This is a genomic window from Photobacterium nomapromontoriensis (genome assembly GCF_050336815.1).
Taxonomy (GTDB): Bacteria; Pseudomonadota; Gammaproteobacteria; order Enterobacterales; family Vibrionaceae; genus Photobacterium; species Photobacterium nomapromontoriensis.
Map to the genome: position 1 here is coordinate 72859 of NZ_JAKJSL010000021.1, position 11568 is coordinate 84426.

The following is an 11568-nucleotide window of genomic DNA, read 5'->3' on the forward strand; positions in this document are numbered from 1 at the left end:
AGGACTGCGCCACACCTTACCACCAACAAATACGGGTCAGCAAAAAAAGCATGCGCAATGACAGGGGGGCAGCATGGCTCTGTAACGGTTAAATGCTCAGAACTGTGAGCCGGCACGCATTACGGCGGTGGTTATTGCGTGGTGTCTCGGCAAAGTGTGTGTAGTCGCTGGGCTATGGCTGTTTTCATCTTGTCGTGACGTTGTTGGGGCGATTAGCTGGGGGGATAGGAGGTGCTTATGTCACTAAAGTTATTGCCCGAACAATCACGACCTCGGGAAAAACTGCTTGAGAGGGGAGCCGGGGCATTGTCTGATGCCGAGCTGCTGGCCATTTTTTTGCGTACTGGGATCACGGGCATGAATGCCATAGAGCTGGCGGCGGACTTATTGGTTAAGTTTGGATCATTACGGGCGTTGCTGGCGGCGGATCAACAGGCATTTTGTCTCCATAAGGGATTGGGGCCCGCCAAGTTTGCTCAATTGCAAGCGGTGCTGGAAATGAGCCAGCGCCACTTTGAAGAGATAATGCAAAAGGGCGATGCCCTGACGAGTCCGGCGCATACCCGGCGTTATTTGAGCCAGATTTTACGCGATCGCCAGCGAGAAGCCTTCTATGTGTTGTTCCTGGATAATCAGCATAGAGTGCTAAATGGGGAGGTATTATTTGAAGGAACCATTGACGCTGCGAGCGTGTATCCGCGAGAAGTTGTAAAAAGATCACTAGAACTTAATGCAGCCGCGCTCATTTTAGCGCATAATCACCCGTCAGGCGTAGCTGAGCCGAGTCAAGCAGATCGTCGAATCACCCGTCGCATTACAGATGCATTGGCGTTGGTGGATATTCGCGTTCTGGATCACTTTGTTGTCGGTGACGGAGAAATTACTTCTTTTGCTGAGCGAGGATGGCTATAAATTAGCCTATTTTTGCTTAAAAAGTTGAGAAAGCACTGCTCGGGACTTGAGCAACTGGTTTTGACTTAGTATAATGCGCGACCTTTGATAGCTGTGGTTAGATGCAAAAAAATATTTTTGTATTGAATAGACCACGGTAGATATCGAGCTGAAACGATTTGGAGAAGACAGTAATGTCCCGAGTATGCCAAGTAACTGGTAAGCGTCCTGTAACGGGTAACAACCGTTCACACGCACGTAATGCCACCAAGCGTCGTTTTCTGCCGAACCTGCAAACTCATCGTTTCTGGGTAGAAAGCGAAAAACGCTTCGTTAAACTACGCCTTTCTGCGAAAGGTATGCGTATCATTGATAAGAAAGGCATTGATGTCGTTCTTGCAGATATGCGTACTCGCGGCGAGAACGTTTAAGAGGATTTGAACAATGGCTAAAGGCATTCGTGAGAAGATCCGTCTAGTATCATCAGCTGGTACAGGCCACTTCTACACTACCGACAAAAACAAGCGTAACATGCCAGGCAAATTTGAGATCAAGAAATTTGATCCAGTAGTTCGCCAGCACGTTATGTACAAAGAAGCTAAAATCAAGTAATTGATTTAAGACTTTTTTGATAAAAACCCAGTTTTTAGCTGGGTTTTTTTATACCTGAAATTTCTCCCCGCTATCATCCCTGTTATCTTTTTGTTCTCCCTTGTGTTTTTCTGCTGCTTTGAACCGCACTTATCCATGCTATGATTTTCACTCTTATTAGCGAAGGAAATGAGTATGAGATTGTCTCGCCGGGGATGGAATAATGTCATTATCATCGGGGTGGTCTGCTTTATCGCGGTGATCCAGTTGCCCGAGTTGGTGAAAAACCGTTTTGCCAGCCAAGATGCGCCTGCCGCCAGTGATGCTGCCTTAACCCGTTTATTACCGGAAGGAGCCAAACCGGTCCGGATGGTATTGCCTGAGGCCGAGCTATCGCGCCAGTCGCTGGGGTGGCAGGCTGTTCCGGCATTGAGTGTGCCCGCTCATACATTGATAGGCCATTGGCAGACTCTCGCCGGGACACCCGTGAGTCATGACATGATGACTAAGCTGAAGCCACAACTGACAACGCCTCGTACCGTCGAGATTTGGCTAGCCGATCATGAGGAGCCGGTTCGGGTGACGGTATATGCACTGCCTCAGTTTTGGTTACTGAATAACTGGCAGGGCGACTGGTTTGCGCTGTCGGTTGATGAGGCGTATTTATTTCCGCCTACCTCTAACCAAAAATAGCTCTGTGAGGGTATAGATGCCTGAATTACCAGAAGTGGAAGTAAGTCGGATGGGGATTTCCCCCCATGTGATTGGCCAGCGTGTGACCCAAATAGTGGTGCGTAATGCAAAATTGCGCTGGCCGATCCCGGACGAGATCACGCAGATTGAAGGCCAGGTGATCCGCCGGGTGACCCGTCGGGCTAAATACCTGATGCTGGAAACTGACATTGGTTACGCCATTATCCATCTTGGCATGTCGGGTAACTTACGGATACTGCCTGCCGAGATCCCTGCGGAAAAGCATGATCATGTCGACTTGTGCCTGGCGAGCGGAGAAGTGCTGCGCTATAACGATCCCCGCCGTTTTGGCGCTTGGTTATGGCAAGTATGCGGCAGTGAGCATCCGGTATTGCAAAAGCTTGGGCCGGAACCACTCAGTGACGCGTTTACTGCTGAGTATTTGCAAACCAAAGCCCAAGGGAAGCGAATTGCTATCAAGCAGCTGATCATGGATAACCACGTGGTGGTAGGGGTGGGAAATATCTACGCCAACGAGTCGTTGTTCATGGCGGGGATCCACCCTAAGCGTGAAGCGGGTAAGGTATCAGCCAAGCAATTGGCGCAGCTGGTGGAAGAAATCAAAGCAGTGCTGGCATTTGCTATTGAGCAGGGCGGAACAACGCTCAAGGACTTTAAAAATGCCGATGGTAAGCCGGGCTATTTCGCTCAGGAGCTGCAAGTGTATGGTAAGGGGGGGCAGCCGTGCCCGCGCTGTGATAAACCGCTGAGCGAGCTTAAAATTGGCCAGCGTGCAACGGTCTATTGTAGCGATTGTCAGAAGTAGTACTGTTTATTGTGTAGTTTCCTTTCAATTAGGCTTACTACGAGGGTCAATATTATTGACTCTGGTTTTTTTTCCATGACATATCCTAGTCAGCGGTTGAATGCTATGATCTTGTCATTGATGGTAATTTTTTGTGTCTTTTGGGCACTGATGTAAGGGTTAAACGGATGATGAAATATCTGGTGACAGGGGCTGCAGGATTTATCGGCAGTGCAGTGGTTGAACGATTGTGTGCGATGGGGCATGAGGTCGTGGGGATTGATAATCTCAATGATTATTATGACGTGTCACTGAAGCAGGCCCGTCTGGCACGTATTGCTCATCCGAACTTCACTTTCCTGACGTTGGATTTGGCTGATCGCGATGGGATCGCCAATCTGTTTGCTGAACAGCAGTTTAACCGGGTGATCCACCTAGCCGCGCAGGCAGGGGTGCGTTATTCGATTGATAACCCAATGGCGTACGCTGACAGCAACTTAGTCGGCCATTTGACGATTCTTGAGGGCTGCCGCCACCATAAAATTGAGCATTTGGTGTATGCCTCCTCCAGTTCAGTGTATGGCTTAAACCAGAAGATGCCGTTTGATACGTCAGATAGCGTTGATCACCCAATATCTTTGTATGCAGCAACGAAGAAATCGAACGAATTGATGGCGCATACCTATTCCCACCTGTACGGCGTACCAACGACAGGGTTGCGTTTCTTTACCGTCTATGGCCCATGGGGGCGCCCTGATATGGCGCTGTTCAAATTCACTAACGCCATTGTTGAAGGTAAAACCATTGATGTTTATAACCATGGCGACATGCGCCGTGACTTCACTTATATCGACGATATTGTTGAGGGTATTATCCGTATTCAGGATGTGATTCCGCAAAAAACGCCGGACTGGACTGTCGAATCGGGTTCTCCTGCGACAAGCTCGGCACCCTATCGGGTATATAATATTGGTCATGGCAGTCCGGTGAAGCTGATGGACTATATCGAGGCATTGGAAGACGCGTTGGGGATCGAAGCGAAGAAGAACTTCATGCCAATGCAGCCGGGTGATGTGTATGCGACGTATGCTGATACTCAGGACTTGTTTGCTGCGACAGGCTATCAGCCCGCGGTGAAGGTCAAAGAAGGCGTGCAAGCGTTTGTTGACTGGTACCGTGAGTATTATCAGCGTTAATGACATTGTGATGAAATAAAAAAAGGAGGCTTGGCCTCCTTTTTTTATTGGTTGTGATTGATTGTAAACCGGTTATTACTGCTGACTGAATTTTTTCAGCAATGCTTGGGTCACTATAGGATCAACAAATTGGCTGACATCGCCTTTGTGCAAGGCGACTTCCTTGACGATAGTGGAAGAGATGAATGAGTTTTCCTCGGCAGGGGTCAGGAACACTGTTTCCAGTTCGGGCATCAGGCGACGGTTCATGTTGGCCAGCTGAAATTCATACTCAAAATCTGACACGGCACGGAGGCCTCGAACTAAAATATTGGCTTGGTATTCTTTAGCAAAATCGACCAATAGACCGGAAAAGCCGACAATCTCGACATTCTTAAGGTGTTGGGTAATTTGTTGAGCCAGATCAACCCGCTCTTGAAGATCAAACAGCGGTTTTTTGCTGGGGCTGTAAGCGATACCGACGACAACATGGTCGAACATTGCTGCGGCACGTTCAATTAAATCAAGGTGGCCATTGGTAATAGGATCAAAAGTGCCAGGATAAATTACACGGGTTGTCATAATGGATACCAATCAATGAGATTCAGGTGATGGAATAAGTGTATCAAGCTGAGACGTGACACTCTCAAGAGTAATGTCTTTCATCAGGTTATCGCCTTTGACGCGTGTTCCCCATGGAAGCTGGCCCACGTTTTTACCGTGTTGTTGCTGCGCATGTTGGTCATAGACGCTGGCGACGATATTAAGACTGTTATAGGGGCCTGTACGTTTGGGATTACTGTGGGCATAGAGGCCAATCACGGGTGTCCCTTGTGTCGTCGCTAGGTGGGCCGGTCCGGTATCGGGGGCAACGACCACCGTAGCCTGTCCGAGCAAAGCGGTCAGTTGCTTGAGGCTGGTTTTACCGATCAAGTTCACTACCGAATGCTGGCAGTGTTGTTCTATCGTTTGGCCAAGGGTGATCTCCCGTGGCGCAGGCGAACCACATAATATCACCTGCATGCCTTTGTCACTGGCATAGTCAGCTAACTGGCTGTAACGCTCCGTCAGCCAGTTACGTTCGTCTTTACTGGCAGCTGGCGAGATGATCAGTGTTGGTTTGCCATTGATTTGCTGCTCGGCAAAGGATACATCCTCAGGCCCTAACGGGATCTGCCAATGGGGTTTATCAAACGGTACCCCAAGGTAGCGAGCAAAGTCAGCGAAGTTATCCAGTACGTGAAAACTGTCGGTGTTCGGTAGATGGCGATTGGTGAATAGCCACTGACCTTCTTTAGTGCGGTTTTTGCTAAACCCGATGCGATATTTTGCCTTGATCCCCAGAGATAGAGCACTGGCACGCAGGGCGGCTTGCATGTGTAACAGCGCATCAAATTTCTGACCTTTCAGCATTTGCCAGACCGACTTCATGCCGGCGAATCCTGCTTTTTTATCGAAAACAACAACATGAATACCGGGTAGATCACCGATCAGCTGAGCTTCTATCTTTCCGGTTACCCAAGTGATCTCCGTCGATGGCCAGTGTGCCTGGATAGCTTGGACAACGGCAATGGCATGGCAGACATCGCCAATGGCGGAGAGCCGAAGAATGCAGAGCGAGCGTGGCGGGGCAGTAAAAAGCGCCATGACAAATACCTGTTAATGATTCAGAGATGAAATTATGCAGTTCACATAAGTGATTGTAAAATACTCCGTCGCCCCAGCTTGGAGAAAATATATGCAAGAGATGTCCATTGGTAACCAGCGCATCTGGTTTAATCCGGATTTGTTGACTGACGATCCTGAACAATGCTTTGACTCTGAGTATTGGCATCGTGCTGGCCGAGTGGTTGGGTCGGCGCAAGGGCGTGGCACTACCTGGTTTGTTAAAGGCGATCAATTAGAGATGGCGTTGCGGCATTATCGTCGCGGTGGTCTGTTTGGCAAATTGGTTAAAGACGCTTACTGGTTTACAGGCTGGGAGAAAACGCGTGGTGCCGAGGAGTTCCGGTTATTAGATAAGTTGGCTCAGGGGGGAGTTAACGTCCCACGGCCTGTTGCTGCCCGGGCGGTTCGCCGAGGCATGACTTATCAGGCGGATCTTTTAGTTGAAAAGGTGGTGGGGGCGCGTGATTTAGTCGCCTTGCTAGCGGCTGCCGCCTTACCGGAAACATGCTGGATGGCGATCGGCCAGATGGTGCGTCAGATGCATGATCTTCAAGTCTGTCATACCGATCTTAACAGCCATAATATTTTATTGGATCAGGCACAGCAGGTATGGCTGATTGATTTTGATAAGTGTTATGAGCAGACAGGCGATGAGTGGAAAGCGCGTAATTTAGCCCGCCTGCACCGCTCTTTTGTCAAAGAGCAGAGCAAGCGGGGTATCGTGTTTGATGCGCAGTGCTGGCAATGGTTGCTGGCGGGTTATCAGCAGGATTAATTGCCCAGCAGTTGAGTGAGGGTGTTGAGTGTTTTTGTGACTGCGCCCTGATTTTGCTTTACGATTTGTTGTGCAGCCTCTCCCATTGTAGCTTGCTTGGCTTTATCGCTGAGCAGGGCTGACAGGTTGGTGCCTAACGCGTTAGCATCATTGCACACTTCAAGCGCTCCCGCGCTTTCTAGCTGCAGGGTAATATCGGTAAAGTTGTAATAGCTCGGTCCGGTTAATATCGGTTTGCCGAGGGCGGCAGGCTCTAACATGTTATGCCCACCGACACGATCACCAATCAGGCTGCCCGCCATAAAGGTGATATCAGCCGCTCCCATCATTACTAGCATTTCGCCCATGGTATCAGCGAGATAAATATCTGTTTCGCTATCCGGCAGCTGCTCTGATGTACGGCGAAGGCAGTTGAATCCTTGTTGCTGGCAGAGCTGTGCCACCTGATCAAACCGCTCGGGATGGCGCGGTACTAGGATCAGCAAGCAGGTTGGGTGTTGCTGCCTGACGTGTTGAAAGGCCGTGAGCACTTGTTCATCTTCCCCTTTGTGGGTGCTGGCTGCGATCCAGATCGGGCGAACGGTCCCCAGTTGGTGGCGGAGCTGGCTGGCTTGTTCAAGAGTAGTGACATCGATCTGAATATCAAATTTGACCGAACCCGTGACACTTAACCGATTTGCCTCAACCCCCAATTGCTGGAAACGTTCGGCGTCATCGTGATGCAAGCAGAGCAGGTGGTCGATATGTCTGGCCATCATATTGAACACAGGCTTAAAAAGAGCATAACGTGCCGCAGAGCGTGCTGATAAGCGGGCATTCATGACAATCACCGGGATCCCGGTGTTATGGACGGTAGCCAGTGTATTGGGCCACAGCTCGGTCTCCATGATCAGCAGGGCAGACGGTTTCGTTGCACGGAGAAATCCACGAATACACCAGACAAAGTCGATGGGCATGTAGCGATGTTCAACTAAATCCCCTAGTCTTTCGACTTGTTGAGCGCCCGTGCTGGTGGTGGTGGTGACCACAATGGCTTGCTGCGGGTTGCGTGCTTTAATCGCCTTAATCACCGGAATGGCTGCAATTGATTCGCCTACCGAGACAGTATGGATCCAAATGGGGTTAACGCCTGTGGTGACTGGCGTAATGCCAAAATGCTCTTTCCAGCGCGGACCGAAAGTAGGTTTGCCTTCTCGTTTACGGTACAGGCCATAAAGCAGGAAAGGAGCCGCTAAACTAAGCAGCAAGGTATATAAGCAGCGCAAGAGCATATAATGTGTCCTGTATCTCGGTGAATATTGTGCAACCGAGAGTGTAAACGATGTTGTTGTGGGTGTGCGTTTTTTTATCAACCATTTGCCGTAATGGCAGGGAGATGATGGATTTTCTGATATGATTATTGGCCTTAAAATGAATCGCAATGGCTTTATGTTGAACCGACACCCGTTGAAAAATCAGCCAGGAACACCCCATGCAAGCAAATGGTAATATGCCCCCCAAGACACCGTTATACCGGTTCTTGTTTTATGTTGAGCAAAACTATTCTTTTTCAATTCTTCGGTCGTTACAGGACTATGCGAAGTCACAGGGCCATGACGTGAAATGGTTGCTGGTTGGGCAAGATGTCTCTCCCCAGTATTTGTTGCCAGATGACGAGGTACTGGAGAGTGTGACGGCTGCAGTGGCTTATCGACCGGATGCTGTGTTTGCGCCAGGTGATCGCATACCGAATTTTATTCCGGGGATTAAAGTTCAGGTATTCCACGGTTTGAATGAAAGTAAGCGTGGTAATTTATATCCGGAGCGCGGTTTATTTGATCTCTATTGCACTGAGGGTCATGAGCGAACGGGGACCTTACAGCCCCTGGCGGAACAGCGTGGCTATTTTAAGGTAGTTGAAACCGGCTGGATCAAACTGGATAGCTTGTTTGATTATATCCCGTCAGGCGATGAGGTTGGTCATAAACCGCAAATTGCCTTTTCGTCGACATTTTCGCCGAGTTTATCGTGTGCTGAGTTGGTGTATGAGCAAATCAAGACGTTGAGTCAGCAAGGTCATTGGCACTGGCTGGTGACGCTGCATCCTAAGATGGCGGCAGAGACGGTGGCCAAATACCGGGCGTTGGCCAATGACAATTTGACGTTTTTTGAGAATGATCAGGTCATAGAAGTACTCCACCGTGCTGATGTCATGGTATGTGATAACTCATCAATTTTCCAAGAGTTTCTCTTATTAGGTAAACCTGTGGTTACGGTAAATAATCGCGAGGTTCAGCCAAGCTTTATTAATATTACTCAGCCTGATTTGCTGGGAAGTGCAATTGAGCGAGCCTTGAATCCTGAACCTGAGTTAGTCAGTGAAATTGCGGCATATGGCCCTGCTATCACACCGTATTTAGATGGGCAATCAGCCCCGCGAGTACTGGCAGCTGTTACGGATATGTTGGGGCAGGGCTGGACAGACAAGAAGCCGAAGAACCTTTGGCGTAATTTAAAAATGAGAAAGTCACTAGGGTATTGGGAGTGGTAGCACGATGAGAAAACATACGCTTTCAGTTATGTTGATCACAAAAAATGAAGCCGATAGAGTGGAGACGTGTCTGCGCTCTGTGGTTGATATTGCAGATGAAATTATCATTTTAGACAGTGGTTCTACCGATAACACGGTAGAAATCTGCCACCGCTACACCGACAATATCACCATTACAGACTGGCCGGGTTTTGGTAAGCAGAAGCAGCGAGCTTTGGACAAGGCGACGGGTGATTGGGTATTGTCTATTGATGCAGACGAGGCCCTTGATGCAGAGATGGCAAAGGCGTTGGTAGCCTTACTGGATCAAGAAACGATTGAACATACTGCTTATAAATTACCATGGGGTGTCACGCTCTATGGTAAAACCCTGAAATATGGCCGTAGTGCTCGCTCTGTGTTGCGCCTATTTAAACGTGATGGAGCACGGTATACCTTAGATGAGGTGCATGAGACTGTGATTCCGACTCAGGGTTCAACGGGAACGTTGAAGGGTTTTTTGCTGCATTATACCCATCGTGATTATGGCCATGGCTTGGATAAAGCAGCTCAGTATGCATGGCTCGGTGCGCAGAAGTACCATCGGAAAGGGAAAAAATCACATGGATTAGGCTTGGCATTGCTGCGGGCAATGTGGACATTTTTCCATATCTATATTTTGCGCCGCGGCTTTCTCGATGGCAGTGTCGGCTTTATTATGGCAATGACCTACGCTCAAGTGAACTTCAATAAATATGTTGGTTTGTGGCTGCTTGAGCACGATAGATAATACGCTGAACGCAACATATCATGGGGGAGGACTCCCCCATGATGCGGGGTATTAGATGTTGTTGTAAGAGGGGATGAGAGGTAAAGCTAATCGCATTATCCTTAACTGCCCATTACAATTATTAATGTTAATCATTGAGCTATACGGGATCATTTCTTAATGTGGAATAATTAACTAATTTTCCACTCCCGGTGTTAACTTTTATGTCGATATCATCGCCAGCATGGAAAAAGTCATAATTATTATTCAGCTGAGATGATTTAACTCCGATCCATTCGGATAAAAAATGAATAAAGTGCATGCCAGAACGTTGTCTCTCGATATAAGAGCGTGTGACGTCATCACTGGATATCATAAATAAGGGGATATCATAAGCTTGCTTGACGTCGGGATTATGTTTTAGGTTGTTTTTTTTGTGGTTTGGATGCCCTAAACCATGATCCGCCAAATAGAGCATTGAAAAGTTATTGCCGCTATGTCGTGCAATATTATTAATCTCTTGGAGTAACGCGTCGGTATTATAGATACTAGTTAAATAGCAAGATATTTTTTTATTGACATAGTCAAAGCGAATATTATCACCTGCTCGTTGACAGAAGTTTTGGTGTGATCCCATTAAATGCAGCACAATCAACTTCGGTGCTGCGGTTTTTTTGTTTAGGATATCTTTTAAATGAGGGAGAAGATCGCTGTCAGCCGTGTCGACATCTTGATAGCTGCCTTTTTTTAAAAAGAAAACATTATTAGCGTAGTAAGCTATCGTGCTAATGACCGTGTCTACCGGGCCAATTTTTCCTTGATTGGATAGCCAGTAGGTTTCGATACCAGATGCATTAGCGAGCGAAATGATATTTTTATTTAATTCTACATCAATGCCATTATTATTCGAAAGTAGACGTACGACAGAGGTATAGGTATTGGGGCCCGGGGCGATTAAGCCATTCCAGAGGGTGCCAGGTGCGCTTGACATAAAAGGTGTGCTCTGTAATGGAAACCCATAGGAGTGTAAGTAGTCTTTGCGGACGCTCTCTCCGATAACCAGAATGTAGTTTTTATATTTCTGGTTACTTGATATTAAATTCCAGTTAGGTTTTTGATGGACTTGTTTTTTTATTTTTTCATTTTCATCTTGATATGCGTGATAAGCTGCATAAAAATCATAAATAAATTCTATAGGGGTAAATCTAATGTCATTTATAAACCCATGGCTTTTATCTTTAATGTAATACTCAATAGGTTTTAAGAAAAATAATAAGATGAACATTGCTATAAAAATATTATGATTATTCGTATTTATAGGTGTTTTGTTTTTGTAAATAAAAAAATATACAATAGCTATATATAGAATGGAACTAATAATGGCGATAACAGGTAGGTCAAATAAAAATTCTGTTGCCTCATCCATATTTGTTTCAAGGATTGCCGACATAATAGTTAGGTTTGGTTGGCCGTAATACCAAGATGTCGGGAAAAATAGTGCAGCAATAATCGCTATGCCAAATATAATATTCTTGCCAAGATTAGTATTAATAAGTATGCAAATGAATGTGAAGAGGACGAATGTTCGATCTGCTTTAAATTTATAGCCCATCATATAGTTAATACTGATAGCTAATATAAATATTAACAAAAGCTGTAAAATGAAGTTTCTTGATTTAATGTTCATTACAT

13 protein-coding genes are annotated in these 11568 nt (G+C 47.0%); 9 read left to right on the top strand and 4 right to left on the bottom strand.

The genetic code is table 11. The features are described from left to right. Window positions 1–237 precede the first annotated feature (237 nt). From radC to L4D12_RS07365, 6 genes are all read left to right on the top strand, one after another. On the top strand, window positions 238–912 hold the full coding sequence (gene radC, locus L4D12_RS07340; protein WP_428447172.1) for a RadC family protein: 675 nt from the start codon (window positions 238–240) through the stop codon (window positions 910–912). 173 nt (window positions 913–1085) lie between these two features. After that, a complete protein-coding gene (gene rpmB, locus L4D12_RS07345; RefSeq protein ID WP_048898826.1) occupies window positions 1086–1322 on the top strand; it encodes a 50S ribosomal protein L28 in 237 nt (78 codons plus the stop codon). A 13-nt stretch (window positions 1323–1335) separates the two neighbouring features. Then, window positions 1336–1503, top strand: coding sequence for a 50S ribosomal protein L33 (rpmG, locus tag L4D12_RS07350; protein ID WP_002535344.1), 168 nt, complete (start codon window positions 1336–1338; stop codon window positions 1501–1503). A 174-nt stretch (window positions 1504–1677) separates the two neighbouring features. Then, the gene (locus L4D12_RS07355) at window positions 1678–2175 is read left to right on the top strand and encodes a hypothetical protein (RefSeq protein ID WP_428447173.1); all 498 of its coding nucleotides are present in this window, start codon (window positions 1678–1680) and stop codon (window positions 2173–2175) included. 16 nt (window positions 2176–2191) lie between these two features. Further along, entirely contained in the window at window positions 2192–3001 is an 810-nt protein-coding gene (gene mutM, locus L4D12_RS07360; RefSeq protein WP_428447174.1) for a bifunctional DNA-formamidopyrimidine glycosylase/DNA-(apurinic or apyrimidinic site) lyase, read from the top strand. 170 nt (window positions 3002–3171) lie between these two features. Continuing rightward, on the top strand, window positions 3172–4176 hold the full coding sequence (locus L4D12_RS07365; protein WP_428447299.1) for an NAD-dependent epimerase: 1005 nt from the start codon (window positions 3172–3174) through the stop codon (window positions 4174–4176). A 75-nt stretch (window positions 4177–4251) separates the two neighbouring features. On the opposite strand, the gene coaD is transcribed toward L4D12_RS07365, so the two are convergent. Next, complete coding sequence (coaD, locus tag L4D12_RS07370; protein WP_428447175.1) at window positions 4252–4737, bottom strand: pantetheine-phosphate adenylyltransferase; 486 nt, start codon at window positions 4735–4737, stop codon at window positions 4252–4254. Window positions 4738–4749: 12 nt separating this feature from the next. Next, window positions 4750–5802 carry a glycosyltransferase family 9 protein gene (locus L4D12_RS07375; RefSeq protein ID WP_428447176.1) on the bottom strand — a complete coding sequence of 351 codons (1053 nt, stop codon included), beginning with the start codon at window positions 5800–5802 and terminating at the stop codon, window positions 4750–4752. Window positions 5803–5893: 91 nt separating this feature from the next. On the opposite strand from L4D12_RS07375, the gene L4D12_RS07380 reads away from it, so the two are divergent. Further along, window positions 5894–6598, top strand: a complete 705-nt coding sequence (locus L4D12_RS07380) for a 3-deoxy-D-manno-octulosonic acid kinase (RefSeq protein ID WP_428447177.1) — start codon at window positions 5894–5896, stop codon at window positions 6596–6598. Here L4D12_RS07380 and waaA read toward each other — a convergent pair. Further along, window positions 6595–7869, bottom strand: a complete 1275-nt coding sequence (gene waaA, locus L4D12_RS07385; protein WP_428447178.1) for a lipid IV(A) 3-deoxy-D-manno-octulosonic acid transferase — start codon at window positions 7867–7869, stop codon at window positions 6595–6597. The genes L4D12_RS07380 and waaA overlap by 4 nt on opposite strands. Before the next feature lie 200 nt (window positions 7870–8069). On the opposite strand from waaA, the gene L4D12_RS07390 reads away from it, so the two are divergent. Then, window positions 8070–9128 (top strand): CDP-glycerol glycerophosphotransferase family protein, encoded by a 1059-nt coding sequence (locus L4D12_RS07390; RefSeq protein ID WP_428447179.1) that lies wholly within the window; start codon window positions 8070–8072, stop codon window positions 9126–9128. Window positions 9129–9132: 4 nt separating this feature from the next. Continuing rightward, window positions 9133–9897, top strand: a complete 765-nt coding sequence (locus L4D12_RS07395; RefSeq protein WP_428447180.1) for a glycosyltransferase family 2 protein — start codon at window positions 9133–9135, stop codon at window positions 9895–9897. Window positions 9898–10036: 139 nt separating this feature from the next. Here the strand turns inward: L4D12_RS07395 and L4D12_RS07400 are convergent, their stop codons facing one another. Further along, window positions 10037–11563 carry a phosphoethanolamine transferase gene (locus L4D12_RS07400; protein WP_428447181.1) on the bottom strand — a complete coding sequence of 509 codons (1527 nt, stop codon included), beginning with the start codon at window positions 11561–11563 and terminating at the stop codon, window positions 10037–10039. Window positions 11564–11568: the final 5 nt, after the last annotated feature.